At 46.5% G+C, this 26,386-nt stretch carries 22 protein-coding genes; 17 read left to right on the top strand and 5 right to left on the bottom strand.

Annotated features, from left to right (window positions below):
- Nucleotides 1–97: 97 nt before the first annotated feature.
- The gene (locus tag DFR28_RS02715; RefSeq protein WP_113952758.1) at nt 98–1,675 is read left to right on the top strand and encodes a peptide chain release factor 3; all 1,578 of its coding nucleotides are present in this window, start codon (nt 98–100) and stop codon (nt 1,673–1,675) included.
- Nucleotides 1,676–1,747: 72 nt separating this feature from the next.
- Here the strand turns inward: DFR28_RS02715 and DFR28_RS02710 are convergent, their stop codons facing one another.
- Nucleotides 1,748–2,617 carry a 6-pyruvoyl trahydropterin synthase family protein gene (locus DFR28_RS02710; RefSeq protein WP_113952757.1) on the bottom strand — a complete coding sequence of 290 codons (870 nt, stop codon included), beginning with the start codon at nt 2,615–2,617 and terminating at the stop codon, nt 1,748–1,750.
- A 74-nt stretch (nt 2,618–2,691) separates the two neighbouring features.
- Here DFR28_RS02710 and gltX point away from each other — a divergent pair, with 74 nt between their 5' ends.
- From gltX to pgi, 12 genes are all read left to right on the top strand, one after another.
- Entirely contained in the window at nt 2,692–4,080 is a 1,389-nt protein-coding gene (gltX, locus tag DFR28_RS02705) for a glutamate--tRNA ligase (RefSeq protein WP_113952756.1), read from the top strand.
- A 1,077-nt stretch (nt 4,081–5,157) separates the two neighbouring features.
- A complete protein-coding gene (locus DFR28_RS02700) occupies nt 5,158–5,859 on the top strand; it encodes a DUF3450 domain-containing protein (protein ID WP_113952755.1) in 702 nt (233 codons plus the stop codon).
- A gap of 2 nt (nt 5,860–5,861) precedes the next feature.
- On the top strand, nt 5,862–7,208 hold the full coding sequence (locus tag DFR28_RS02695) for a MotA/TolQ/ExbB proton channel family protein (RefSeq protein WP_113952754.1): 1,347 nt from the start codon (nt 5,862–5,864) through the stop codon (nt 7,206–7,208).
- Nucleotides 7,209–7,301: 93 nt separating this feature from the next.
- Nucleotides 7,302–7,832, top strand: coding sequence for a MotA/TolQ/ExbB proton channel family protein (locus tag DFR28_RS02690; RefSeq protein WP_113952753.1), 531 nt, complete (start codon nt 7,302–7,304; stop codon nt 7,830–7,832).
- A 58-nt stretch (nt 7,833–7,890) separates the two neighbouring features.
- Nucleotides 7,891–8,295 carry an ExbD/TolR family protein gene (locus tag DFR28_RS02685; protein ID WP_113952752.1) on the top strand — a complete coding sequence of 135 codons (405 nt, stop codon included), beginning with the start codon at nt 7,891–7,893 and terminating at the stop codon, nt 8,293–8,295.
- A gap of 5 nt (nt 8,296–8,300) precedes the next feature.
- A complete protein-coding gene (locus DFR28_RS02680; protein WP_113952751.1) occupies nt 8,301–8,900 on the top strand; it encodes a TonB family protein in 600 nt (199 codons plus the stop codon).
- Nucleotides 8,901–8,942: 42 nt separating this feature from the next.
- Nucleotides 8,943–10,301: a tetratricopeptide repeat protein gene (locus DFR28_RS02675; protein ID WP_113952750.1), complete on the top strand. Its 1,359-nt coding sequence runs from the start codon at nt 8,943–8,945 to the stop codon at nt 10,299–10,301.
- A 108-nt stretch (nt 10,302–10,409) separates the two neighbouring features.
- Nucleotides 10,410–11,192 carry a DUF3450 domain-containing protein gene (locus tag DFR28_RS02670; protein ID WP_113952749.1) on the top strand — a complete coding sequence of 261 codons (783 nt, stop codon included), beginning with the start codon at nt 10,410–10,412 and terminating at the stop codon, nt 11,190–11,192.
- A 43-nt stretch (nt 11,193–11,235) separates the two neighbouring features.
- Nucleotides 11,236–12,705 (top strand): MotA/TolQ/ExbB proton channel family protein, encoded by a 1,470-nt coding sequence (locus DFR28_RS02665; RefSeq protein ID WP_170131952.1) that lies wholly within the window; start codon nt 11,236–11,238, stop codon nt 12,703–12,705.
- A 20-nt stretch (nt 12,706–12,725) separates the two neighbouring features.
- Nucleotides 12,726–13,139 carry an ExbD/TolR family protein gene (locus DFR28_RS02660; protein ID WP_113952747.1) on the top strand — a complete coding sequence of 138 codons (414 nt, stop codon included), beginning with the start codon at nt 12,726–12,728 and terminating at the stop codon, nt 13,137–13,139.
- Between the two features lie 325 nt (nt 13,140–13,464).
- A complete protein-coding gene (gap, locus tag DFR28_RS02655; RefSeq protein WP_113952746.1) occupies nt 13,465–14,460 on the top strand; it encodes a type I glyceraldehyde-3-phosphate dehydrogenase in 996 nt (331 codons plus the stop codon).
- 118 nt (nt 14,461–14,578) lie between these two features.
- Complete coding sequence (pgi, locus tag DFR28_RS02650; protein ID WP_113952745.1) at nt 14,579–16,222, top strand: glucose-6-phosphate isomerase; 1,644 nt, start codon at nt 14,579–14,581, stop codon at nt 16,220–16,222.
- Nucleotides 16,223–16,328: 106 nt separating this feature from the next.
- Here pgi and DFR28_RS02645 read toward each other — a convergent pair whose 3' ends face one another.
- From DFR28_RS02645 to pyrC, 3 genes are all read right to left on the bottom strand, one after another.
- Nucleotides 16,329–18,050, bottom strand: coding sequence for an energy transducer TonB (locus DFR28_RS02645; RefSeq protein ID WP_113952744.1), 1,722 nt, complete (start codon nt 18,048–18,050; stop codon nt 16,329–16,331).
- 160 nt (nt 18,051–18,210) lie between these two features.
- Complete coding sequence (locus DFR28_RS02640; protein ID WP_113952743.1) at nt 18,211–19,002, bottom strand: TerC family protein; 792 nt, start codon at nt 19,000–19,002, stop codon at nt 18,211–18,213.
- Between the two features lie 217 nt (nt 19,003–19,219).
- Nucleotides 19,220–20,251, bottom strand: coding sequence for a dihydroorotase (gene pyrC, locus DFR28_RS02635; protein WP_113952742.1), 1,032 nt, complete (start codon nt 20,249–20,251; stop codon nt 19,220–19,222).
- 255 nt (nt 20,252–20,506) lie between these two features.
- Between pyrC and thrS the strand changes: the two genes are divergently transcribed.
- Genes thrS through DFR28_RS02620 form a run of 3 tightly spaced genes read left to right on the top strand, consistent with a single transcriptional unit; the run spans nt 20,507 to nt 23,520 of the window.
- Complete coding sequence (thrS, locus tag DFR28_RS02630) at nt 20,507–22,441, top strand: threonine--tRNA ligase (protein WP_113953385.1); 1,935 nt, start codon at nt 20,507–20,509, stop codon at nt 22,439–22,441.
- Nucleotides 22,442–22,477: 36 nt separating this feature from the next.
- Nucleotides 22,478–23,257, top strand: coding sequence for an FKBP-type peptidyl-prolyl cis-trans isomerase (locus tag DFR28_RS02625; protein ID WP_170131951.1), 780 nt, complete (start codon nt 22,478–22,480; stop codon nt 23,255–23,257).
- 11 nt (nt 23,258–23,268) lie between these two features.
- Nucleotides 23,269–23,520: a glutaredoxin family protein gene (locus DFR28_RS02620; RefSeq protein WP_113952741.1), complete on the top strand. Its 252-nt coding sequence runs from the start codon at nt 23,269–23,271 to the stop codon at nt 23,518–23,520.
- A gap of 111 nt (nt 23,521–23,631) precedes the next feature.
- Here the strand turns inward: DFR28_RS02620 and adk are convergent, their stop codons facing one another.
- Entirely contained in the window at nt 23,632–24,288 is a 657-nt protein-coding gene (adk, locus tag DFR28_RS02615; RefSeq protein WP_113952740.1) for an adenylate kinase, read from the bottom strand.
- Nucleotides 24,289–24,529: 241 nt separating this feature from the next.
- On the opposite strand from adk, the gene DFR28_RS02610 reads away from it, so the two are divergent.
- On the top strand, nt 24,530–26,386 hold the full coding sequence (locus DFR28_RS02610; protein ID WP_211316822.1) for an AMP-dependent synthetase/ligase: 1,857 nt from the start codon (nt 24,530–24,532) through the stop codon (nt 26,384–26,386).

Here is a 26,386-nt window from a genome sequence, read left to right as displayed (position 1 = left end):
TATTTTCAAGAAAACCTCCGAAGTGCTTAAAAAGCATGGGGTGGGTTGATCCGTTTCGCTATAATCCGCGCTTTGCTACTACTAAGAAGCCTTCACTATGAGTTTGTCATCCGAAGTCGCCAAGCGCCGCACCTTTGCTATTATTTCGCATCCGGATGCGGGTAAAACAACCTTAACTGAACGGCTACTACTGTCTGGTGGCGCAATCCAGATGGCTGGTAACGTCAAAGCTCGAAAGAGTGGTCGACACGCCACCTCCGATTGGATGGAGCTAGAGAAACAGCGTGGTATATCGGTAACCTCGTCAGTGATGCAGTTCGAGTATGGCGGGAAGATGATTAATCTGCTCGATACGCCCGGTCACGCGGACTTTTCTGAGGATACGTATCGCACGTTAACGGCAGTCGACTCGGCGCTAATGGTCATTGATATTGCCAAGGGTGTTGAAGAGCGCACGATTAAATTGATGGATGTGTGTCGATTGCGTACGACGCCGATTATGACCTTCGTTAATAAAATGGATCGAGAAGGGCGCGACCCGATCGAGGTAATGGATGAAGTTGAGTCGGTTCTCGATATTCTGTGTGCACCAATGACGTGGCCGGTTGGCACTGGAAAACTGTTTCGTGGTGTCTATCGGATCTATGATGACACGATCCATTTGTTTGCCGGCCGACCCGGTAATGATAAGGAGAAAGATACCTTTATTGATGGTTTGCACAGTGCCGAGGCAGATGCGGCGTTGGGCGGTTATGCGGCCGAACTGCGTGACGAATTAGAATTGGTGCAGGGCGCTAGTAACGAATTCGATTTAGAGTTTTATCTGAGCGGAGAATTGACGCCGGTGTTTTTTGGCTCTGCAATTAACAATCTAGGTATTGATGAGTTGATGGAAAACTTTGCTCGCTATGCCCCGCCACCGCAAGGTCGCGCGGCGCAGACTCGCGAGGTGAGTTCGGCAGAAGAGAGTTTTTCAGGTTTTGTATTCAAGATACAAGCCAATATGGACCCGTCGCACCACGACCGAATTGCGTTTATGCGCATTACGTCAGGGCATTTTGAGAAGGGTAAGAAGCTACGGCATGTACGCTTGAAGCGAGACATGGCAATCAATAATGCCAGTACCTTTATGGCCTCGCGTCGAGACCAGATTGAAGAAGCGTATGCGGGCGATATTTTGGGAGTGCATAACCACGGCACAATTCAGATCGGTGACACCTTTACCGAAGGTGAAGAATTAAAGTTCACTGGTATTCCAAACTTTGCTCCTGAGCTATTTCGGCGCGTCCGTCTGCGCGACCCGTTGCGTGCCAAAGCCTTACAAAAGGGCTTGATTCAGTTAAGTGAAGAAGGGGCGACGCAGGTGTTTCGGCCGCTCAACAATAACGACATGATTCTTGGCGCGGTGGGGATTCTACAGTTTGATGTAGTGGCGCACCGTTTAAAGGCTGAGTATAACGTTGAGTGCGCATTTGACGCGGTGCCAGTGGCGACCGCGCGCTGGTTACATTTTCCAGACGCTAAAATGGAAGAAGAGTTTCTGCGCAAAAATGAATCGAACGTCGCGCGTGATGGTGCCGATAGTTTGACCTATGTTGCGCCCAATATGGTGAATCTGCAGCTTACGATAGAGCGCTGGCCTGACGTTGAGTTTCGCAAGACGCGTGAAATCTAGATGCACTAAGTTTCACGCGCTTCTATTAACTAGGTATTGATTAAGTCGGCTGTGGCGCGTTGGCTTTGTGGTCTAAGGTATCGCGGGCAAGCTTTCTGCTATAGCGCCTTTCCCAACGCCCTCAAACGCCTGTACTTTAAAGTGTGCGTTAGGTGAGGCTTCGTTTAGCAATTCGACAATATGCTCAGCGATGCACTCAACAGTTGAATCGCAGTGCATGATATGCACTCGATCTGCCGGTAAGCTAATCTCAAATACACCTTGCGGTGCTTGATATCTAAAGCTTATATCGTCATGTTGGTAGCTGACAATATCTGCGTTCGAGCCGAGGTATATGTCTTGCCATCGAGAAGCTAAGGCTTTTTCGAGCCCGCGTTTACGCTTGCCGTTTTTCCAGATACGAATGGTCGAGCGATGTCCGTGGGCGATTCGTTGACAATTGCCGTCATGCTTTTTAAGGCCGTGGCTATAGGTGTAATAGCTGCCAGCCCGCGACTCTTTACGAAGCTTAATCTGGATCTTTTCTACGTTGCTCGGCAGAATTTCTTGTAAGCGAGCCTTTAAGTACTTTTCAACTCGCTTGCGGCTGACCCGCGCAGTAGCGATGGCGCAAATTGCACTGGCCGGGGATGAGTGTTTAATGCTTAAGTCGTCGTTGGTAGTGAAGCTGAGTGCGAGTGTGCCGGTGTCGTCGTCGCTCAGCTGACCATCTATGCTCAATTGCTGGTAATTCAGTGGCACTAATAGCTTGTGGTCAACTTCGGCGTCAATTAACTGCTTGATTGCTTTCTTAACTTTTGCGAAGTCGAATACCATGCTTTGCGCATCGAGCTTGCCGTGCAGTTCAACGTCAACCTCCCAGCTAGCGCCAATGAGCCCACGTTTTGGATCCAATACTGAGCAGTCGATGACGGTTAAATTATTTACAAATAGGCGCGGCATAATGCGAATTCGGCTAATTATGATCGCTGAAATTATACTACAATTCGCCCGTACATTATTTAAGGATCTTTATTATGACCGTCACTCGATTTCCCCCAAGCCCTACTGGCTACTTACACATTGGTGGTGCACGAACTGCGCTGTATTCATGGTTGCACGCACGGCAGCACAAAGGTCGATTTGTGTTGCGGATTGAAGATACCGACCTAGAGCGTTCCACGCAGGAATCGGTGCAAGCAATTCTCGATGGAATGCAGTGGTTGGGGTTGGATTATGACGAAGGTCCCTATTATCAGACTCAGCGCTTCGATCGATACAAGGAGGTTATTGACCAGTTGCTTGAGTCGGGTCATGCCTATCATTGTGAGTGTAGTCGAGAGCGCCTAGACGAGATGCGTGAAGCGCAGAAGGCTGCCGGCAAAAAAGCTAAATACGATGGCCGTTGTCGTGAGCTTGGTTTGTTAGAGTCCGCTGAGACGGTGGTGCGCTTTAAGAATCCGCTTGATGGTGATGTGGTTATCCGCGATTTAGTAAAAGGCAACATCGTGATTTCTAATCAAGAGCTGGATGACTTGGTAATCGCGCGCCCAGATGGTGTTCCTACTTATAACCTCACGGTTGTAGTCGATGATATGGATATGGGGATCACGCACGTTATTCGCGGCGATGACCATATTAATAATACCCCTCGTCAAATTAATATCTTGGAGGCGCTCGGTGCAGCGTTGCCGTTGTACGGTCACGTGCCGATGATCTTGGGTGAAGATGGTGGTCGATTATCTAAACGGCATGGTGCGGTGAGTGTCATGCAGTATCGCGATGATGGTTTTTTGCCTGAAGCGCTTTTGAACTACTTGGTTCGGCTTGGTTGGTCGCATGGCGATCAAGAGATATTTACTCCAGAGGAGTTGCTTGAGTATTTTCGGATCGAGGATGTTAGTCGTGCACCTTCGACCTTTAATGGCGATAAGCTGTTATGGGTAAATCAAGAGAAAATCAAGTTGCTGACCCCTGCTGAGTTGTTAACCGCGTCGGCTTGGCATTTTGCGCAAGCGGGTATTGATGTTGAGCATGGTGAGCATAGTTATGCGGTGTTGGGCTTAATTAAGGAGCGTTGTAAAACCTTGATCGACGTAGTCGAGCAGAGTCGCTTCTTCTTCTGCGCGGTCACTGAGTATGATGCCGCTGCGGTTAAAAAATGGATTAAGCCCGGTTCGCAAGCACTGCTGTCGAGTTTGATTGCTAAGCTAGAAGCGTTGACAGATTGGCATGCTGAAGAGATTCAAGCTTGCGTGCAGCAAACCGTTGATCAGCACGAAGTTGGTTTCGCCAAGGTCGCGCAGCCAGTTCGAATTGCGGTGACCGGTGCAACCAATTCGCCGTCGATCGATGCGACGCTTAGTTTGCTGGGGCGGGCGGAGACATTGCAGCGATTGAAGGCAGCGTCGGCGCATTTTGAATAATACTGCTGGACACTTTGTAAATCATATTGAGAATTAGTAGCTAAAAAAACTCACCAAGTGAAATAAGTGTAATTGATCAGTGACGTCATAGATTGTGGCTGTTAAACTCATCAGCCTTGCGCTTGATTTGGTAGTGCAGGATCGATTGCCACCGAGCTTTTGGTGGTGGCTTTTGACCGCACACAATCAGATTTAAGTGTTATTGAGGTAGGTGCATTAAAGGGTGCACAAGCGTTGAGAGTTTGAAAAGGGTTGGCGTGATGCGTTAATCCGTTATAGACTTGGCGTCGAGAAGTTCTGCTAAAGACAGAGCGGCAATTACAAAATAAACAGGCTCGCTTGTTTTTTTAACTCACTTGTTTTTTTAACTCACTTGTTTTTTTAAATAGTTCGGTTAATTCGGGTAAGTTTAGAAACAGTGCAAGAGGGTCAGCCTTAGGAGAAGATGTTTGCCTCGCCCATGCAATGGTGCATGGTCACACTACTGCAACGCAGTTTGTTTAGCGTTTTGGGTAGTCCGACAAACGATACAACATATTACCGTTTAGGCATTTGTTGGGTTGCGGGCCGCTAGCTAGAAGCTGTAATGTGAATGGTGTGAGATTGATTGGTTATTTGCGTTTAATGTTGGTTTGCCGGCTTTGATACGAAATTGAATGGTGCCCCATATGTAGCTATTGTATATAGGCTGCTTTCACTGTTTCGATTTGTACGGCGTCAACACTAAAGCAATTTAGTCCATACACGCGAGTTCCTTCATACTATCTTCCCCTAAAGTGCTTAGTTTTTTGGTTGCGGCCTGTTGGCTTGTTTCATTACGAGTTGTAAACTTTCGTTCTTGGCTTAAATGTTGCAAGCTACAGAGGGTTTCTCGAAGGTGTTACTTTGAAAGAGGGGTGGGCTTACGCGTTTTTCGCTGTAGTGCATCGGTGGTGACCCATAAATTTCAATTTGAAGTGTTGGCGCAACAAGGCTGTAATGGTTTTGGGTCAGCTTCAAATTTAAACAAGTCGACTTAACGGTCGGCAACTATTGAATCTAGCTAAATAGATTTCATTACAAGAGGTTAAATCTAAAATGAAAAAATCTGTGTTGAATTGGATCGGTCAGGCGTTGGCAGTGGTTGTCATCGGCGCGGCCGCTGTGACCACCGCCGTGGCGCAGTCATCTGGAGGCTCTTCGGTTGATCAAGAGTTTGCACGAGAGCTCAAGTTGGTTGAAGGCTTGAAAGTGTATAACGCCCAGTTGGAAGAACAGCTCCAAGCACAAGGCGTTGCAAAGCGCGAAATCGTTCAGTCAATAGACAAAGCGAAAGATTTGGACCCGCAAATGGCGCCAGTTTTGAGCAAAATGTTGGCCGCTTTGGAAGCGTTTGTGAAAGCAGATTTGCCTTTTCATAAAGAAGAGCGTGTTAAGAGCATCATTCAATTGAAAGATTTGATGAAGAACCCTGATGCCACAACCTCTAGTCGCTACCGCAGTATTATGGATATCTATAATGTTGAGCTCGAATACGGCACAACCTCTGAAGCTTATAAAGCAACTCAGAGTATTGGTGGCACCGAAGTAGAAGTTGATATGCTCCGTATCGGTCGCATTGCGCTTTATTACCAAACTACCGATCAGAAAAATTCTGGGATGTGGGATTCAGTGAATAATACTTGGAAGCCGCTGCCTGCCAGCGACAATCGAAATATCCGAAAAGCAATCAAGGTCGCGGCTAAAACGACTGCGCCTGAACTGCTAAGTCTGCCTATCAATGCTCCGGAGGGTGCGTAATCATGAAGCGTTTATTAACAGCTATTGCTATTACAGCAACGTTCGCCTTCGCCCCAGTTCAAGCTCAAACTGTCGACCAACTTCTATCTGATGTTAAAAGTGGCAGTTTGCAAAAAAGCAAAGCAGCGACTGATTTAGAGAATCGATTTCGTTCAGCTGGCGGCGGTAAAGCTGCCATTCTGGCAAATCTAAAAGCACAGCGTGCGACATTGGATGCGCGCAGTGAAGCGCTTGAAAACCAATACGCCGCAAATAACGAAGAGTTGAATACGATTCGTACCGCTCGCCAAGCTGCACTCGGTAATCTGAAAGATTTATTTGGTGCCGTACAGCAGGTAGTTGGTGAGGCAGAAGCCCGTTTCGACACTTCTATCGTGTCGGCTCAGTACCCAGGTCGTGGTGCTAATTTTGACGAAATTTCCAAGAAAGTATCGAATCAAGCGAATCAGCTTGTGACGGCTGGTGAGGTTGAGTCAGTGTGGCGTGAGCTTTTTAACGAGCTTGTGCAGCAAGGTAAAGTAGCCAAGTTTAGTGCCTCTGTAGCAACTGCTTCTGGCGCGCGTACTGACCAAGATGTGGTTCGAGTTGGTGTGTTTAACTTGATTGGTGATGGTAACTTCCTAACCTACGGTAAAGGTGGTGTGGCTGAATTGCCGCGTCAACCAGACGGTCGATATTTGAGTCAAGCTGGTGATTTGTTCGGAGCAGCTGGTTCAGGTGGTACGGTTAATTTCGCGTTGGATCCAACACAAGGTCGCTTACTTGATGCGGCAGTTGAGAGTCCAAGTCTGAGAGAGCGAATTGACCAAGGTGGACCAGTTGGTTACATCATTTTAGGTGTTGGTTTATTCGCCGCGTTAATCGCTATTTACAAGATTGTGACGTTGTTTGGTGTTGCGGCTTCCGTTAACAAGCAAGCTAAGAATCCTGGCTCGCCTTCAACGAAGAACCCACTTGGTCGTGTATTGAAAGCGGTTACTGATAATCCAACTAAAGATACCGAGGCGATGGAGCTGAGGTTGTCTGAGGCGATTATGAAGGAAACGCCGAAACTGACATCTTGGTTGATGTTCTTGAAGATCGTTTCAGTAGTAGCACCACTAGCGGGTCTACTCGGTACGGTGCTCGGTATGATTGAGACGTTCCAATCAATTACTTTGTTCGGTGCGGGAGATCCAAAGCTTATGGCTGGCGGTATTTCTCAAGCGCTGGTAACCACAGTATGTGGTCTAGTAGTAGCAATTCCGATCGTTCTCTTGCATACCGCCGCTGCGTCAAAAGCGAAGCGTGTTGAGGAAATCCTCGAAGAGCAGTCAGCTGGTATGGTTGCTCGTCAGATCGAAAGCTAAGCGCTTTTGGTCTCGGGTTAAGTTCGCTGGACAATTGTGGCCAGCGAACTTAACGAAATAAGAGACTGTCAGTAACAATAGAGGTTTCACAAGATGCCAGAGTTTATTTTAGTCATCTTTGAGTACATTCGAGATTTTATGGAGCTGGGCGGACCGGTTTTATATCTGATCGCTGGATTACTCATTATTATGTGGTTCATGATTATTGAGCGCATATTTTATATACGCGGTGCTCATCGTTCGGCTGTTAAGTCGGCGATTGAAGAGTGGGAGTCGCGTACCGAACGTAAGTCTTGGGCGGCTCACCAAGTTCGTGAAGAGCTGGTGTCCCGTGTCGCTAGTAAGTTGCGTGAAAATTTATCGATGATCCAAGCTTGCGTTGCATTGGCTCCGCTATTTGGGTTGCTCGGTACTGTAACTGGCATGATTGAGGTTTTCCAAGTCATGGCGATCAACGGCACTAGTAACGCTCGTGCGATGGCAGGCGGTGTTTCGCGTGCGACTGTTCCAACTATGGCTGGAATGGTGGCGGCTTTATCCGGCTTGTTCTTAAGTTTTTGGTTGCAGCGTAAGGCTGAACAAGAACGAGAAAAGTTGAATGAAAACCTGACCTTGGATCATTAGACCCGTAGCTCAGTAGTTATCAGCCAAGAATTAACCCCCTAAGTTGGGAGAACATTAAATGAGACGAGCACTTAGAAATAGACAAGAGGAAGACGCCAAAATCGACATTACGCCGATGTTGGACGTTGTCTTCATTATGCTCATTTTCTTCATCGTTACCGCTAGCTTTATTAAAGAGAGCGGCGCTAAAGTTACTAAGCCTGAAGCGGTTAATGCTGTTAAGCATCCGAAGGCATCTATCCTTCTTGCTATCGATGAAAACAATGATATATGGCTTGATCGACGGGTAATTGATCCGCGCGCTATCAAAGCCAACGTGGCCCGTTTGCGAGCAGAGACCCCTGATGGGGAAGTGATTGTGCAAGCGGATATTGAGTCCAATGCCGAGACCGTCATGAAAGTTGTTGACGCGCTTAAAGAAGCTGGCATTCAACTTCCCACTGTCGCGACTAAATCGGAGTAGTAATCATGTTTAGATCTATTCAATCCCTAGTGATCGCAGTATTCGTGACGCTTGGTCTAATCGTAGGTATGTATGCCTTGATTAAGATGGAGGAGCCTGAATTGGTAGAGTCTCAGGATCTGAAATTGCCAGACTTTAAATTCAATCCTAAGAACGAAGAAGTTCAAACTATCACGCCTAAGCCTCAGCGCCCGGACGAAGTAGAGCAGCAGCCCGATGTGCCTGACGTGCAGGTTGTGGCTGATCGGCTTGATATTAATTCCAACTTTGCGCTTGGCGCGGTGAAAGTTGGTATTAATCGTGATCTTAAAGGGTTCAACTCCAATGATGGGGAATATTTGCCAATCTTCCGTCCTCCTCCGATCTACCCACGACGTGCGGCAGAACGAGGTTTGTGTGGTTCGGTTGATTTGCGTTATACGGTAACTTCGAGTGGCACAGTAACTAACCCTGAAGTGATGGCAAGTACTTCGTCAATGTTTGAAAGTGCCGCGAAAAAGGCTGCACTTAAGTACAAGTACAAACCCCGTCAGGTTGGTGGTAAGCCAGTAGACGTTTCTGGAGTAGAAATCCGGGTGGTTTTTGAAATGGAAGGTGGTTGTTAAGTCGGCGAGCCGAATAACAATCACTCTCAGCGAGGTGAAACTATGAATACCATGAATTTTTTGAAGACAATAACAGCCTCCGTTGCAACAGCCGTACTTATGGTACCGATGTTTGTGGCGGTTGAGGTTGCGGTGTTCGGCGCACAGCAAGCTGTAGCGCAAGAAGAAGGCGCTAGTAATAAAAGGCAGACCAAACGGGTAGAGTCGATACGTCAAAAGCACATGAAGACGTTTGAGAAGATTCAATTGTCTTTTGAAGAAAAGCGAACCAACGAAACCAAGGCACTTTTAGATAAATTGGCGCAAGATCCCGAATTAAATAATATCGAGAAAGCCTATTTGCATAACTATCGTGGCAACATTTGTTTTGAAGAAGATAATTTGAATTGCGCCTTGCGAGAATTCAAATTGGTAACGGCGACTCGCGAGGGTTTATCCGATGCTTTTTACAATCAAATGTTGTATGTGATTGCTCAGGTTCTGTTTTCACAAGAAAATTATCGTGAAGCCCTCAAGTATGCCCAGCAATGGTTTAAGACTCAGCAAGATCCAGCTGCTGACGCTTACATGCTAGTAGGTCAAGCTCACTACATGCTTAAAGATTACGACGCTGCGCTACCAAATGTGCAAAAGGGTATTTCTAAGTATGAAGAAGTTGGTAGCGTACCTAAAGAAGGTTGGTTGCAATTATTGAGTCAGATCTATCGCCAGAAGAATGACTATCGCAAGATGTTGCCAGTGCTTAAGCAATTGGTTCAGTTTTATCCAAAGAAATCATATTTGCTGACTATGGCGAGCGTTTATAACGAGTTGGATGATCAACCTCGTATGACCGCGATGTATCAAGCTTTGTATGATCAGAACTTACTGACATCTGAAGCCGAAGTGGTTGCACTCGCGCAGTTAAATATGAGTCTCGACAATCCTTATGCCGCGGCACAGATCATGGAAAAAGGTCTGAATTCGGGCGTGATCAAAGGCGTGCTTAAGAATTATCGTATCTACGCACAAGCATTGTTTGCAGCAAAAGAGTACGAAAAAGCCCTTGCGCCATTGGAAAAGGCGGCTGGTTTGGCGAAAGACGGTAAGTTGTACAACCAGCTTGGTCTATCTCTAATTCAACTGAATCGCTGGCGTGAAGCTGAAAGCGCGCTCAAAAAAGCTATCAATAAAGGTGGCCTGCAGAACACCGGCGGCGTATTCATTAGCCTAGGTTTAGCACAGTTTGAGCAAAAGCAATTTGTCGAGGCTGAAGCGACTTTCAATCGAGCTACTAACTACGAGAAAGTTTCTGGTGATGCTCGAAATTGGATCAGATACGTTAAATCAGAAGTTATTCGAATTAGAGAGCTCGAGGCACCAATCCCTGAGATTGATACTAGCGTTGAGCCAATTACTTAATCGATAGATAAACAAATTAGATAATTCGTGTTTGATTTATAAACACGTTTACTTGAAAGAACCAATAAAAAGCCAAGCTTTAGTCTTGGACTTATAAAGAGGTTAAATATGCGTACAGTAGTACTGAAGTCAGTAGTGAAAAAGAGTGTGCTTTGTCTCTCACTCGCGGCGTTGATGCCATTCACTGCCTATGCAGACAAGACCGATGATATCTTGAATAGCGGAATAAAGCGTCAAGGGTCAGGTGCCGCGTCGCAGAAGCGTATTGATGCAATCTCCGAGCAAACCGAAAAGGTTATTGCTGACTACCATCAACAGCGTAAAAACGTTGAGGTGTTGAAGAAGTTTAACGATCGCATGCGTCGAACTTTGCAGGCTCAAGAAGTAGCCATGCAACGGCTCGAGCGTTCTATCGAAGATGCTTCGTTAATTGAGCGCCAGATCGTGCCACTTATGCTCAGCATGATTGACGGTTTAGAGCGCTTTATTGCCGCTGATGTTCCGTTCAAACTTGAAGAGCGTCGCGCTCGTGTCGGACGAATCAAAGGTTATTTAACTAACGCGAATATTTCTGCCGCTGAGCGATTTCGTCAAGTCTTAGAGGCGTATTCGATTGAGAATGCCTACGGCCAGTCGATCGACGTTTTTGTCGAAGAGCTTGAATTGCCGCAAGGAACCTTGTCGGTCAATATGCTGCAAGTAGGCCGGTCTGGCTTGTATTATCTCACTACCGATGGCAAACAAGCTGGATACTGGGATACCTCAGCAAAGGTGTGGAAAGCGCTTGATAGCTCACACAATGCTGGTATTGCACAGGCTATTCGTATGACACAAGATAAAGAGGTGAAAGGGCTAATGCTTCTTCCCACCAAAGCACCGGAGGCGATTTAACATGGTCTCTTTACTAGCAAAAATAAATAATAGACGGTCGAAAATGTACGGATCTAGCAATGTCATTCGTTCGGGTGTGTCTAGGTCGGTTGCACTGCTGTTAGTCGTTCTGCTTGTGCCTTTTAGTTCGGGTGTGCAAGCCCAGGCTAACGAATCGACTCGCGCCTTAGATATTAATCGGATTTTGAGCGCAACAAACTCAGCAGCGAGTCGCGAACGCACTGCGAATACAGCTCGTGAGAATCAATTTAAAGCCGAGCGCAGTAAGCAGCAAGGCCGTTTGAACGCAATGCGCAACGAGCGCGCTCGTCAAGAGCGTATCAGTGATGAATTGGATCGTCAGTTCAAAGCCAATGAAACGAAAATCATTGCGTTGCAAGAGGATTTAGCTAAGGAGCTAGGTGATCTAAAGCAGTTGTTCGGCGTGATTCAGTTATCGGCGTCAGAAGCGCAAGAGTCTTATAAGACGTCGCTGATTAGTGCTCAATACCCAGATCGTGCTGAAAATCTTCGTCAAATGGTAGCCAAAATGGCGAGTTTGACTGACTTAGTTTCGATAACCGAAATAGAAGATTTGTGGTACCAACTGCAGAATGAAATGACCGAGCAAGGTAAGGTAGTAAAGTACACTGCCCCGGTGAATTATGTAGTCGGTTACGAAGTTGACGAGAACGGCGAACTATTGAAGAACGATAATGGTAACCCGATTCCGATCTATGAAAAGCAAGACAAGGTGGTAACCCGAGTTGGTGTATTCAATGCGGTTACTGGTGGTGACATTCTGCAGTACTCTGAAGGCCTTGGTTTCGTCGCGTTAGAGCGTCAAATGCGTGGCGACTTCACTAGTCGGGCAATTGACTTGCAAAATAGTACCTCAGATGTAACTCCGTTCTTGATGGACCCAACGAAGGGTGCATTGCTAAGTGCATTGGTTCTGGCTCCGAGTGTTGGTGAGAAAGTCAAAGAGGGCGGTATCGTAGGTTATGTGATCATTACCTTGGGTGTACTTGCGCTACTAATTGCCGCTTTCCGTATCTTGGTGTTAATAGGTGTCGAAGGTAAGGTGCGTAAGCAAGCTAAGGATCTTAAACGTCCTTCTCTACGTAACCCATTGGGTCGCGTATTGAAAGTGTTCCAAGATAATCCGAATACGGATCCCGAGACAATGGAATTGAAGCTTGGCGAGGCTATGTTGAAAGAATCGCCTAAGTTGAACTCATGGATCATGTTTATCAAAATCATTGCGGTGGTTGCACCACTTCTTGGTCTACTAGGTACCGTGACTGGCATGATTCAAACTTTCCAAGCAATTACCTTATATGGCGCAGGTGATCCTAAAACGATGGCTGGAGGTATCTCTCAGGCCTTGGTTACAACCGTGCTAGGTTTAGTGGTTGCGATTCCTACCGTTTTCGCTCACTGGATGGCTTCGAGTCGCGCCAGACGTGTTGAGGGTATTTTAGAAGAACACGCTGCTGGTTTGATTGCCGAGCAGTATGAAGCACAGCGTTAAGCGTTACAGAGGAAATAATAATGAAACGTCTAGGTAAAGCGAATAACGAAGAAGAAACCGATATTGATATCACGCCCATGTTGGACGTGGTGTTTATCATGTTAATTTTCTTCATTGTGACAGCCAGTTTTGTAAAAGAGTCAGGTATCGATATTAATAAGCCACCGGCTTCTGCTGATCCGCCAGACCCAGAAGCGCCAAAGCCAATTGTTATTGAAATCAACAAGTTGAATGAAATAACAATTGAGCGTAATGTGGTTGATCATCGTGCGATTAAGTCTACCGTTACACGCCTAAAGGCTGAACGGCCAGAAGCATCGGTAGTTGTTAAGGTTGACCCTAAGGCTCAAACCAAGGCAATCATTCAGGCGATAGACGGAATTAAATCCGCTAATGTCCCGACACCGACCATCTCCTTGACAGAAGGAACGTGATGTTGGTTCGATGATGAAATTCAAAAAAGCACGCGTCTTAGCGTGCTTTTTTGTGTTTAGCGTTACTGCTTTGTAGAACTTGGTATATGGAATTTTGTATCTAGAGTTGGGCGGGTCTAATTAAGTGTTTAGTGGTCTGCTTGAGAGTCTATCTCAATGATAATTACGCCGATGAGTGTAGGCTTTTATTCCCAGCATCGGTTGTTGCAGAGTGCCTTCGGCTAGCGATATTCAGCCTCGGAATTACCACATTCTTTGAATCTGTCGGTATTATCTTTGAGGTGCAACGCTGACCCGTATTAAAAAGTAAACTAGGAGTTTAGAGATGATCAATATTGCTATAAATGGCTTCGGCCGCATCGGGCGAAATATACTTCGGGCCGTCTATGAGCGGGGTTTGGACAAACAGTTTAATATCGTAGCGATTAATGACTTAGCGTCCACGGAGGCTAACGCTCACTTATTGCAATACGATACGACCCATGGACGATTTAATCAGATTGTCAGTTTTACCGAAGACTCTATTTCGGTCGATGGAAAGGTTATTCCAGCGTTTATGCAGAGAGACCCCGCAAATTTGCCGTGGGGAGACCTCGATGTTGATATCGTGCTCGAATGTACAGGATTTTTCCGAACCCGTGAATTAGCGAGCAAGCATTTAACAGCCGGTGCCAAAAAAGTACTCGTGTCAGCGCCAGGCAAAGGGCTAGATGCGACTGTGGTGTTTGGAGTCAACGATAGCGAGATAGGTCCTAACAGCCAGCTGATTTCTAATGCGTCGTGCACAACCAACTGTTTGGCGCATGTAGCTAGCGCAATGCATAGTTCGATTGGAATTGTTTCGGGTTTAGCGAATACGGTGCATGCTTATACTAACACTCAAAATCTGTTGGATTCATATCATAAAGATAAGCGGCGAGGGCGAGCGGCTAGTTACTCGATGATTCCAACCAGTACCGGTTCGGCCAAAGCGATCGGACAGGTAATACCTGATTTGGATGGTAAGTTAGATGCCGTAGCAGTTAGAGTGCCAACCATTAATGTATCCTTGTTGGACTTAACCTTTTTAGCGACCCGCAAAACATCATTGCAAGAGATAGCTGATATATTTGAGGTCTATAAAGAAGGTCGTTCGGGTGTGTTCAACGTGAGCAATGTTCCTTTGGTGTCGATTGATTTCAACCATGACCCTAATTCTTGCGTGGTGGATATTGAGCAAACTCGAATTAATGGACAGCTTGTCAAAGTGCAGGCTTGGTACGATAACGAATGGGGATTCTCTAACCGAATGTTGGACACCGCGTCAAGGATGCAGCAATAATAAAGTCAATTAGACTATGTCAATCAAGTTTGCACTTTCGAGTACATTGGAGATGCACTACAATCTCCAGTCTATGTTAAAACTTAACCGTTAGCCTCGCGCTAAGCAATGCTTACCTATGTCTGAAAATATCATGTCGCCGTCAATTGAACCATCGCTTCGAAAAAGGTTAGAGGCGTTGGCCGTTCTTGATCAGCGTTTAGGGATTAAAAAGAAGTTTATCAGCGATAGTAATCGTGTAAATCTGATGTCCAAGCAGATAGGGGATATCTATTTTGATTTTAGTAAAACTCATATCAGTCCTGAGCTGATCAATATTTACTCCGAATTTTCGGATCAAATTGAGTTTGCAAAAAAGCGTACGGATCTGTTTTCAGGTGAACGAATTAATATTACCGAAGATCGCTCGGTGTTGCATACGCTATTGCGTGACCCGACTAACCAGGGAATCGATATGCGTCGCCCCGAGACGTTAGAGCAAGCGCAGTCCTCAGCAAATCAGCTGCTTGAGCAATATGCAGCAATTACCAAAGAACTCGATGCTCGAAGTACTCAGGTGACTGACATTATTCATGTTGGTATTGGCGGCTCTGCGCTAGGGCCACAGCTAATTACCGAAGCGTTGAGCGACGTAGGCGGCGATATTACCGTTCACTTTATCGGCAACATTGACGCACACCAATTAGTCGCCGTGTTGAGTGCCTGTAGGGTTACAAGCACATTGGTAATCGGAGTGTCGAAAACTTTCACCACGGCTGAAACCTTGCAAAACATAAACTCGATCGCTGATTGGTTTGCTAAACACGGGGAGATGAACCCGTTGCAGAATTTCTACGCAGTGACGGCAGCTCCAGACAATGCTGTTGCGTATGGAATACCTGAAAAAAATGTTGTTTCCTTCCCGCAATGGGTTGGTGGTAGATACTCGGTGTGGTCGTCAGTGTCTCTGTCGGCTGCATTGGTGTTTGGTATGGATCGGTTTCAAGAGTTTTTGGCCGGCGCGGCATCAATGGATCAGCATTTTTATCAAACAAAGCCAAGTGAAAACGTCTGTTTTCTCGCTGCTATGCTCGATCATTATTATGATAATTTCATGGGCGCGAGTTCCAAGGCGATCTTTGCCTACGATTACCGTTTACGTTCGTTGGTCGATTACTTGCAGCAATTAGAAACCGAGAGCAATGGTAAGGATCGTCAGGTAGATGGTAGTCCGGTCGATCAGGAAACATCGCCGGTGGTCTGGGGCGGTGTCGGCACTGATGTTCAGCATTCGGTATTTCAAATGTTGCATCAGGGCACCTCACTGATCCCGGCCGAGTTTATTTTAACCTTGCGTGCTGATCATGAATATCCCGAGCATCACCTTGAGTTGCTGGCTAATGGTCTAGCGCAGACGGCGGCGCTATTAGCGGGCCAAAGTCTTGACGAAGTGAAAGAGTTGCATGCGACAGAGGGATTAACTGACCTAGCTGCTAAAGCAAAGATATTCGCTGGTGATAAGCCCTCGACAACTATTCTCTTGCAGCGACTCAATCCAACAACGCTCGGTGCATTATTAGCGTTTTATGAGCATAGGACTTTTTGTGGTGGATTATTTGCGAATATTAATTCGTATGACCAAATGGGCGTAGAGCTTGGGAAGCGTCTTGCGAAACAGCTTAAGCCTACCATTGATCCCAATGCTGCAAATGTTGCCGATGGCGCCAAAGACGCGTTTGATCCGTCCACGCAAGCATTGATTACGCGAGTTAACGACAGATAGTTGTGCCAATGAAGCTTGCGTGACGTTGCAAGCGGCAGGAATCATTTTGACAATCCAAAAAAAAGGGCGTGCTAAAAGCACGCCCTTTTCTATATAGCCTATTTCACTAGTTCAAGCGAAATTGCACCTTAGTAGTAATTTGGGTGCTGCGCACTGGCAAGCCAGTGTTCTGATTGCGAGCTGGAGAAAAGCGCCATTTTTCGACTGATTTTATCGCTGCTGAATCAAAGGTTGTAGAAGGTTCAGATCCCTTAATAGTGATATCTTCAGGGACACCGTCTGTGTTTACGTAGAAGGCCACTTGTACCCAACCCTCTTGCCCGTTCTTCAAGGCACGGCTTGGATAGCGAGGAGGTGCTCGACTGATTACTTTAGCAGGAAGAATTTTAGGTGGCGCAGGTTTGGCTTCAGCAACCTTTACTGGCTCAGTTTTTTGCTCGGCTGCTTTCGCCGCTGCAATTTCTTCTTGTTTAGCTTTCACTTTCTGGTTTAGATCGGCTAAGCCCTGACGGTCAACGTTTAAGCGTTTGATCAGCGCCGACAATTTAGCTGTCTCTTCCATATTGCCAGAGCCAAAATTTTCATTGGCTAATACAAGCAGTTTGGCGCTAAGTTCTTTTACTCGAGGTTCCGAATTGGCCTTGCTGATCTTATTGCCTTTTAAAGCGTCTGAAACCAGTGAGTAAGCGTTTCCTTTTTGAGGAGGGATTAGGTTGCCGTTAGCCAGCGCGTTGTCGATGTTGCCAATCAGAACTTGTTCTTCCTTCAAAGCTTCAGTCGCTGTCTTAGAGCCTTCAACGTCACCTTCCAGTCGCTCCAATACGGCGGCGGTTTCAGCTATTTCTTCTTCTGAGCCACTGGCGCGTACTTTCTTCACATGGGCTGTAATCGCCTTGCCTAAATCGGCGCTAAGCTGATCGTTATTGGTGTTTAACGGTTCAATAGCGCGTAAAGCATCTATGGTTTTTAGTGCTTCATCAAATTGAGCATCTGCAACTAGTTGGTTGTAGTTGGAGCGCATTGCTTCAGCAACGGTTTTACGCCCTTCGTAAGCGGTTGAGTCATATGGGTCAATTTCCAACACTTGATCAAAATACTCAAGAGCATTGTCACCAGCAGGAGTCACATAACGACCCTCTAATAGTGCTGTGGCTGCTTGTTGATTTAGTTCGTTGGTAATAGAGACTGTGTCCGCTTCGATATCTTCGATGACTTGTGTCGCTTCAGTTGGTGTGTCGAGAACGATTTGTTGCTCTTCTTCTCCGCCACCGCCGAAAATCAAAAAGCCGACTACAGCTAACGCTAATACACCGATACCTGCATAAATGGCTGGGTTGGTTTTACGTTGAGCGGCTAATGAGTCAACACTAGCTCGATTCTCGGCAGGGCCGACAACCATAATGTCTTCACCAGCCGCTTGCTTTTCTACTAATTCAGTATGTAAAACATGTGCTGACTTAAATGCTAATGAAATTTGATTGGCGCTAACTGGCTTATTAAATGCTCGATACACCACGGGCTGAATATTGGACTTGAGAATTTCATTGAGTCCTTCTTTCTCGCCAACAAGCATCAATACTTGAGTTGGGTCGCTTTGTTTGATCTTCAGCGCTTGATCTATCGCGGTGCCGACATCGCCGGCAGTGCTATCGATATCAAAAATCACGATGCTGTTGTTCAAAAATAAATTGGGTTCGGCTAACGCGGCCTGTACCGATTCACGAGCGTTAAATTGCTGATCAGTAGTGTTACCACCAAGAATGGTTTCGACAACGGTAGTATCCGCTGATATGACGAGTACTGATTGACTGGGGGTGTCTGCAGACATACATCCTCCTACGTTTAAACTATTGGTTTTTCAAAGGTTTGTTATTGTTGTAAATGCGCATTATTACAACTTGATAATAGCACTTGACGAACTAATTACCATGTTGCCAATTAGCGTCATCGCTAATAAATCACGATTTTTAAAGACTTCATCGTGCATTTTATGGGGTTTTACTACCTACCCCTTTTTTTGCGATATTCAATTTACGCTGATAGCGACTTTGGACTATGTCACTGATAATCAGTACGAATAAAACAAAATAAAATGTGGTTTTCGACATTTGTTCAATGGGGTTTCCGAACAATTGCATGTGAGCGAGATGGCCGCCTTCAGATAGCAGCATAACGCCGACTAAGAATAAGATGAATAAGCCGAGTACTTCGTACATTCGATTCTTGGTTAAGAAGTCGGATACGGTATCGGCTAATGCCACCATTAATATTCCGCCAATGAGAATGGCGGTGGCCATAACGGCGAACACTTTGGTCACCGCCATAGCGCTTAGAATAGAGTCAAATGAGAACACAACGTTCATCGCCACGATCCAAAAAATCACAAAGCCGATCGATTTATTGCTTCTTTCTTCTTGGTTAATATCTTCGAGGCTCATCATATGCAATATCTCTTTCATGGCGGTATAGAGAATGAATACCCCGCCAAACAACACAATGATTGCGTGTAACGTAAAGGTCGCATGAATGATTCCTTCCCAATGAATTGCGAATAACTCATTTTGGAAAGCTTTGATCATGTTTAGCAGTAGGAATAACAATATGATTCGTAATGCGACCGCAATAATGATGCCCCAAAAGCGGACTGCTTTTTGTTTCTCAAGCGGAGCGCGTTTGCTCTCCAATGAGATATAAAGCAAATTGTCAAAGCCCAACACGGCTTGTAGTAATACTAGTAGTAATAAATCGACTAGATTTACTAAGGTGAAAATTTCGGCCATTTAAAAATTCCGGTTATTGGTTTTTTCTCTATCTATGACTAAACGTCATATAAAGAAAGGAGCATGATTTTACTGAGTAGCCTGATACGCTAAGCGTCCGCGATCTAATCGAGATAACGATTTATCTTGGTTTTCGCTAAGCGATAAGGCCATAATTTATTAGTTTTAGTGACTCGTACTGTATTAAACCGCAAATCAAACGGTTTTTTAATGGCCTTTAGGCTAATTTCCACTTAAGTAATTGACCCGCGTAGAAAGGTACGATCGAATCTCCGTTTGCGAGCTCGACATTTTCGGGTACCGTCCATGTGTCACGCAGCAAGGTGATGGTTGATGTGTTTCGCGGCATTTTGTAAAAATCTGCACCGTAATGCGACGCGAAGCCTTCAAGTTTGTCGATTGCGTTCAAGTCTTCAAACACTTGCGCGTACAGCTCGATCGCGCTCCATGCGCTATAACAGCCCGCGCAACCGCAGCTATTTTCTTTGGTGTGTTTGGCATGTGGTGCTGAGTCGGTGCCGAGAAAGAACTTGTTAGAGCCACTGGCAACGACCTCACGCAAGCGTTGTTGATGAGTGCTTCGTTTTAATACGGGTAAGCAGTAATTATGTGGTCGAATACCGCCTGCTAGTAAGTCATTTCGGTTGAGCAATAGATGTTGAGGCGTGATCGTTGCCGCTAAATTTGCGTTGCCGGAGAGCACAAAATCCACTGCGTCGGCGGTGGTAATGTGCTCGAACACAATTTTCAGGTCTGGAAATTTGGCGTGAATTGCCGCGAGGTGTGAATCGATGAATGCTTTTTCGCGGTCGAAGATATCCACTTCCGCTTGAGTGACTTCGCCGTGAATCAGCAGTAACATGCCGACTTTGCTCATGGCTTCAAATACCGGATATAAAGACTCGATCCCCTCGACCGCCGCATCAGAGTTGGTTGTTGCCCCTGCTGGATACAGCTTTGCTGCCGGAATTGTTGAAGAATGCGCCGCAATAATATCCTCAGGCGTGGTGTCATTGGTCAAATACAGTGTCATCAATGGCTCGAAATCATTACCTGCAGGTCGAGCCGCAAGAATGCGTTGTCGATACGCTAGCGCTTGTTCTTTGGTTGTAACTGGCGGTACCAAATTGGGCATTACAATGGCGCGCTTAAAGCACCGCGCGGTTGCTGGTACGGTTTCGTTGAGCATTTCGCCGTCGCGAAAATGTAGGTGCCAGTCGTCTGGCGCAGTAATGGTGATTTGATTCATGACATGAAAGCCGTAGCAGTTACCTGCCGATGGCGCTTTGACCTTGGTTATTAGCCTTTAACGGTTTCGTTTTCTGGCGGTTCCGATACAATACACCGCTGGCTATTATATGCTGGCGGTTTTCAGTTTGAGTTTAGACGAGGTTTGACCTGTTTGAATCAGTAAAAAACCGTAATACAAGCCCCCATGTGGATGCTTGACCGTAAACTAAAGCTAAGTGATTTGCTTAGCAAAGAATATAGCGACCGAAGCGACATGTCGATACAAATAACCTTCCCAGATGGAGCCACCAAAGAATTCGATCAAGCCATTACTGGCTTTGCGATTGCTGATGGCATTAGTAGTGGTTTGCGCCGTAATGCGGTGGCCATTGAAGTTAATGGTGAACTCTGGGATCTGACGCGGGAGATTGAAGCCGATGCCTCGGTAGATATTATCACGCGCGATAGCGATAAGGGTCTCGAGGTGCTGCGTCATGACGCCGCTCATGTGATGGCTGAAGCGGTCAAAGAACTGTATCCAGAAACCCAAGTGACTATTGGGCCATCGATCGAGAACGGTTTTTATTATGATTTTGCTCGAGAAGAAGCATTTACTCCTGACGACCTAGTGTTAATCGAAGCACGCATGCGTGAGATTGTGAAGCGCAATGAGGCCATCGAGCGAGAAGTGTGGGATCGTGATGATGCCATTGAGTACTTCAAAAACTTAGGGGAAGTCTACAAGGCCGAAATAATTTCGGATCTACCGGTAGACGAACAAATCACGGTCTATCGGCAAGGCGACTTTCTGGATTTATGTCGCGGCCCCCATTTGCCATCAACTGGCGTTTTACGCGATGGCTTTAAATTAACTAAGCTCGCTGGTGCATATTGGCGTGGTGATTCGAATAATGCTCAATTGCAGCGTATTTATGGCACCGCTTGGGCAGACAAGAAGCAGTTAAAAGAATACCTTCGTCGCATGGAAGAGGCTGAGAAGCGCGACCATCGAAAGCTCGGCAAGGCAATGGATTTGTTTCATCTGCAGGATGAAGCGCCAGGCAGTGTGTTTTGGCATCCCAAAGGCTGGTCTATATATCAGACTGTGCAAAATTATATGGGCGCCAAGCAGTATGCGCATGGCTATCAAGAAATTAAGACCCCACAGGTGGTTGATATCTCTTTATGGGAGAAGTCGGGGCATGCGGCTAAGTTTAGCGATGACATGTTTACCCTCACAACCGACGATCGTGATTACGCTATTAAGCCAATGAACTGCCCATGCCATGTGCAGGTATTCAATCAGGGCTTGAAGAGCTACCGAGACTTGCCACTCAGGCTTGCCGAATTTGGTTCGTGCCACCGCAATGAAATGTCCGGTTCGTTACACGGCATCATGCGAGTGCGCAGCTTCGTGCAAGATGATGCGCACATTTTCTGTACTGAAGACCAAATCCAATCTGAAGTAAAAGCCTTTATCGACTTCTTGCATGAAGTGTATGCAGATTTTGGCTTTGACGAAATTATTTATAAGTTGTCTACTCGACCCGAACAGCGCGTAGGTAGCGACGAAGTCTGGGACCGAGCGGAGCAGGCTCTGGAACTCGCGTTGAATGACAACGGCCTTGATTGGGAATTACAGCCGGGCGAAGGCGCATTTTATGGCCCGAAGGTTGAGTTCTCATTAAAAGATTGCATCGGGCGTGTTTGGCAGTGCGGTACCATACAAGTAGATTTCTCAATGCCTGAGCGCTTAGGTGCGGAGTACGTAGCCGAGGACGGTAGTAAGCAAGTTCCGGTTATGTTGCATCGAGCGATTCTTGGGTCTATTGAGCGTTTCTTGGGCATCTTAATCGAGCAGCACGCGGGCGCATTGCCAGCGTGGTTGGCGCCTCAGCAAGTGATGGTGGCTACCATTGTTACTGATGCCAATGATTATGCGATTGAAGTTGCTAAGGCCCTGCGAAGTGCTGGATTACGTGCGGAAGTTGATCTGCGCAATGAAAAAATTGGCTACAAAGTTCGCGAGCATAGCTTGCAAAAGATTCCGGCGATCCTATGTATTGGAAAGCGTGAAGCGGAAGAAGGGACTGTAGCGGTTCGTCGTTTCGGCAGTAAGGCGCAAAACGTGATGCCTTTAGAAGAATTTATTGAACAGTTCTGCACGGAAGTTGACGACAAGCAAGTGTTCGACATTGAAGCGAGTTAGGCTCGCGTAAATAAACCCACTAGGAGACTATTATTAATGAATTTAGTTAAACACATTACTGCTACCGCAAGCCTATCTGCGCTTGTGGTTGGTGCGAGCATTGGCATGACAACATCTGCTTTTGCGCAAGACAGCAAATGGACAACCAATACGGCAGTCGATTTAAGCTCTCAAGAAGCCAAGCTTGGCTATACGTTTGGTATGCAGATTGGTGCCAATCTAGTGGGGCAAGGCATCGACAAGCAAATCGACGTGTCAGCACTAACCGCGGCAATTCAAGACGCTGCAGCAGGTATTGAGCCGCGTTTGTCACAAGAAGAAATGCAGCAAGCTCAAATGGCTTTCCAGCAAGTGATGCAAGCCGAAGCTGAAAAAGCTCAAGCTGAAATGCTAGCCAAAGGTGCTGAAAACAGCGCTGCCGGCGCCGCTTTTATGGCTAAGAATGCCAAAGAAAAAGGCGTTAAAACCACTGAGAGTGGTTTGCAATATAGTATTTTGCGCGAAGGCAAAGGCAAAACTCCAACAGCCAGCGATGTCATCAAAGTTCACTACGTGGGCAAGTTAATCGATGGCACTCAGTTTGATAGTTCGCACGACCGAGGCCAGCCGGCTAGTTTCGCCGTTGCCGCGGTTATCCCTGGTTTCTCAGAAGGCCTGCAATTGGTTAAAGAAGGCGGCAAAATCCGTTTGGTGATTCCAGAGAGTCTAGCCTACGGTGTGGATGCTCCTCCTTCGATCGGTCCTAATCAAACCCTTATTTTTGAAGTTGAGTTGCTAGAAGTCACACCAGCTCCAACTAGTAAGAAAGAAGGTTAAGGCACTTACTAATGGACACTACGAAGGAAACTAAGCTAGCGCTGTATTACAGTAAATATTGCTTTTTTTGTCAAAAGGTACTGACGTTTATGCGTGGCGGCGATTTTGATGTTGAATTACGCAACACCTCTGATCGCGAGCATGCTCAGGCTTTAATGGCCGGAGGCGGTAAAACTCAGGTTCCTTGTTTACGTATTGAGCAAGCGAATGGTGATGTTCAGTGGATGTATGAATCCGACGACATTATTCGATATCTGGGATAGCTAGCGTTTTACTTCAGAGCATGTGCTCCACTAAAAAAGGCCATCGTTTATGATGGCCTTTTTTTTGACTCAACTGCTTGCTGAGTTGAGTGCTATTTTGTCGGTGTGATGTTACTGATCAAGTGCGGCCTGAATTTTATCGCGAATGGAGTCAACTGTGCCAACGCCTTCAATTTTAACGTATTTAGGTGCGTTTGCTTGTTGGCTATCGGCAAATTCTTGATAGTAGCCGATCAGCGGTTCAGTTTGAGCATGATAGATATCTAAACGTTTACGAACCGTTTCTTCTTGGTCGTCATCTCGTTGTACCAATGGCTCGCCAGTGACGTCATCAATGTCGGCTACTTTAGGCGGGTTATAAATTACATGATAGGTACGCCCAGAAGCTAGGTGTGCACGTCGGCCACTCATGCGTTTTATGATTTCGGCATCATCTACGCTTATTTCGACCACATAGTCGATATCAATGCCGTGTTTACGCATTGCGTCAGCTTGTGGAATGGTGCGTGGAAAACCATCAAGTAAGTAGCCGTTTTCGCAGTCACTTTCTTGTACGCGGTCTTTCACCATGCCAGTAATGATCTCATCTGAGATCAAGCCACCGACATCCATGATTTTTTTTGCCTCAATGCCGAGCGCCGTTCCGGCTTCAACAGCCGCACGTAACATGTCGCCGGTTGAAATCTGCGGAATACCGTATTTTTCTGTAATAAACGTGGCTTGTGTGCCTTTGCCAGCGCCAGGGCCGCCGAGAAGAATGAGTCGCATAATACTCGCCTTTAAAATCCGGTTGAAATGCTGATGTTGCTCGAGAAAATGCCTTGAAACTAGGCACCTTACCGCGGAGAGTGGCGTAATTTAGCACAATCTTGGTGCAGTGATAAGCTGGAATTATCTATCTATAACGAGCATCTTTAGGATGAATAGAGATTTTCGGTGACCAAGCCTGTCAAGCGCGATACTATAAAGGCCTAAATTTCCCAAAATCACACAGTCAAATTAGCAAATCGTGCCGCATACCGAACCGAAAATATATGTTCAACATCCAGATGACGCACTGGTTAATGATACGGCGCTAGACGTTATCAACTGCCATGACGCTACAACTCTGGATCAGTTATTTCGTGAGCGAGTCCGACGCAGTTCGAACAAGGTAGCCTATCGCTATTACCAAGACAAGCAATGGCAATCGATTACGTGGGCAGGCTTAGCCAGTGAAGTTGAGCGCTGGCAGGTCGCGTTTCGTGAAGCGGGTTTGCAGAAGAGTGATCGAGTTGCGATCTGCTATCGCAATAGTGTTGAATGGGTAGTGTTTGATCAGGCGGCTTTACGTCTTGGTCTAGTGGTCGTGCCGCTTTACACGCAAGATCGAGCTGACAATATAGCTTACGTAATTGGCAATGCAGGAGCTAAAATCGTCTTGTTTGCCGACACGGAGATCTGGCTGCAGGTCCTCGATACTGATGAAGACACGAGTTGTGTGGAGCGCGTGTTGGTTATGCGCGGCGCGGAACTGGGTAAGGTTAAATTGGTCGATAACTGGCTGCCGGAACACGGACGTCATTTTGAACGAGGCTTAGCAAAGGCTGATGATTTAGCCTCAATCGTTTACACGTCTGGCACCACAGGTAGACCGAAAGGCGTTATGTTATCGCATCGGAATATGTTGTCGAATGCGTATAGCGGCATGCGCAGTGTGCCGCTGCATCCGGATGACTGCCTGCTATCGTTTCTACCTTTGTCGCATACCTTGGAGCGTACGGTCGGTTATTACGCGGCGATGATGAGCGCAAGTGAAGTTGCATTCAATCGTTCAATCCCAGAGTTGGCGGACGATTTGCGAGAGATTAAACCCACCGTTATGATCTCAGTGCCTCGTATATTTGAGCGCGTACACAATAAGATTTACGCGGGCTTGGCGGAGCAGTCAAGCTTCAAGCGTTGGCTGTTTCAGGCCGCCGTGCGCGTTGGTTGGGCGCGCTTTCAGACGCAGCAAGGCATTCGTTCATGGAGCCTTAGTCAGCTGCTGCATCCGCTATTAGATGCTTTGGTGGCAAATACAATTCGAAGCAAGCTCGGCGGTCGACTGCGGTTTGTTATCGTTGGCGGCGCTCCATTGTCAGAAACCGTAGCCAAGACCTTTATTTCAATGGGTGTTCCCTTACTGCAAGGCTATGGCTTGACTGAATCAAGCCCGGTTGTCAGTGTAAATACTCCATCTCGCAACCGGCCAGATTCAATTGGCATGTTATTGCGAGGAGTGGCGGCCAAGTTAATGGATGGCGATGAACTTTGGGTGCGCGGCGAAAATGTAATGATGGGTTATTGGGATAATCCATCAGCGACCAGTGAAACGCTGGTGGTCGACGGTGATCAGCGATGGTTGCGAACTGGCGACTGTGCTTCGATTGATGACGACGGTTTTTTGCGGATCACCGGGCGAATCAAAGACATCTTAGTGTTGGCTAATGGTGAAAAAGTGCCGCCATCGGACATCGAAGGAGCGATTTCCCGCGATCCAATATTTGAACAAGTGTTAGTGGTCGGCGAAGGCAAGTCGTTTCTATCTGCTTTAGTGTATTTGAATCCAAAGCTCTATCAAGCGTTGTGTGATACGCACGGACAAAACGTCGCGGACGCCCCAAGTGTTTCAGTGCAAGATGACTTATTAGCGCGAATTGCTCAGCAAATGGACGATTTTCCGGGTTACGCAAAGATTCGCAAGGTGGCATTAAGTGATCAAGAGTGGACCGTCGAGTCGGGTTTATTGACGCCCACTTTAAAGATAAAGCGACCTAAAGTTTTGGCCCAATACCAGTCAAAGATTGACGAGCTCTATGCCGGGCATGGGGTTCACGGGGAATGA

Source organism: Arenicella xantha (genome assembly GCF_003315245.1).
GTDB lineage: Bacteria > Pseudomonadota > Gammaproteobacteria > Arenicellales > Arenicellaceae > Arenicella > Arenicella xantha.
This window is presented reverse-complemented; position numbering and strand designations above follow the sequence as displayed.

What these genes read in the sequence shown, in the direction of transcription:
- DFR28_RS02620 (WP_113952741.1), top strand. Translation starts at nt 23,269, where the DNA reads ATGGACACTACGAAGGAAACTAAGCTAGCGCTGTATTACAGTAAATAT.
- gap (WP_113952746.1), top strand. Translation starts at nt 13,465, where the DNA reads ATGATCAATATTGCTATAAATGGCTTCGGCCGCATCGGGCGAAATATA.
- DFR28_RS02645 (WP_113952744.1), bottom strand. Translation starts at nt 18,050, where the DNA reads ATGTCTGCAGACACCCCCAGTCAATCAGTACTCGTCATATCAGCGGAT.
- DFR28_RS02670 (WP_113952749.1), top strand. Translation starts at nt 10,410, where the DNA reads ATGCGTACAGTAGTACTGAAGTCAGTAGTGAAAAAGAGTGTGCTTTGT.
- DFR28_RS02675 (WP_113952750.1), top strand. Translation starts at nt 8,943, where the DNA reads ATGAATACCATGAATTTTTTGAAGACAATAACAGCCTCCGTTGCAACA.
- gltX (WP_113952756.1), top strand. Translation starts at nt 2,692, where the DNA reads ATGACCGTCACTCGATTTCCCCCAAGCCCTACTGGCTACTTACACATT.
- DFR28_RS02700 (WP_113952755.1), top strand. Translation starts at nt 5,158, where the DNA reads ATGAAAAAATCTGTGTTGAATTGGATCGGTCAGGCGTTGGCAGTGGTT.
- pgi (WP_113952745.1), top strand. Translation starts at nt 14,579, where the DNA reads ATGTCTGAAAATATCATGTCGCCGTCAATTGAACCATCGCTTCGAAAA.
- DFR28_RS02660 (WP_113952747.1), top strand. Translation starts at nt 12,726, where the DNA reads ATGAAACGTCTAGGTAAAGCGAATAACGAAGAAGAAACCGATATTGAT.
- DFR28_RS02685 (WP_113952752.1), top strand. Translation starts at nt 7,891, where the DNA reads ATGAGACGAGCACTTAGAAATAGACAAGAGGAAGACGCCAAAATCGAC.
- DFR28_RS02695 (WP_113952754.1), top strand. Translation starts at nt 5,862, where the DNA reads ATGAAGCGTTTATTAACAGCTATTGCTATTACAGCAACGTTCGCCTTC.
- adk (WP_113952740.1), bottom strand. Translation starts at nt 24,288, where the DNA reads ATGCGACTCATTCTTCTCGGCGGCCCTGGCGCTGGCAAAGGCACACAA.
- DFR28_RS02680 (WP_113952751.1), top strand. Translation starts at nt 8,301, where the DNA reads ATGTTTAGATCTATTCAATCCCTAGTGATCGCAGTATTCGTGACGCTT.
- DFR28_RS02625 (WP_170131951.1), top strand. Translation starts at nt 22,478, where the DNA reads ATGAATTTAGTTAAACACATTACTGCTACCGCAAGCCTATCTGCGCTT.
- pyrC (WP_113952742.1), bottom strand. Translation starts at nt 20,251, where the DNA reads ATGAATCAAATCACCATTACTGCGCCAGACGACTGGCACCTACATTTT.
- DFR28_RS02715 (WP_113952758.1), top strand. Translation starts at nt 98, where the DNA reads ATGAGTTTGTCATCCGAAGTCGCCAAGCGCCGCACCTTTGCTATTATT.
- DFR28_RS02640 (WP_113952743.1), bottom strand. Translation starts at nt 19,002, where the DNA reads ATGGCCGAAATTTTCACCTTAGTAAATCTAGTCGATTTATTACTACTA.
- DFR28_RS02665 (WP_170131952.1), top strand. Translation starts at nt 11,236, where the DNA reads ATGTACGGATCTAGCAATGTCATTCGTTCGGGTGTGTCTAGGTCGGTT.
- DFR28_RS02710 (WP_113952757.1), bottom strand. Translation starts at nt 2,617, where the DNA reads ATGCCGCGCCTATTTGTAAATAATTTAACCGTCATCGACTGCTCAGTA.
- thrS (WP_113953385.1), top strand. Translation starts at nt 20,507, where the DNA reads ATGTCGATACAAATAACCTTCCCAGATGGAGCCACCAAAGAATTCGAT.
- DFR28_RS02690 (WP_113952753.1), top strand. Translation starts at nt 7,302, where the DNA reads ATGCCAGAGTTTATTTTAGTCATCTTTGAGTACATTCGAGATTTTATG.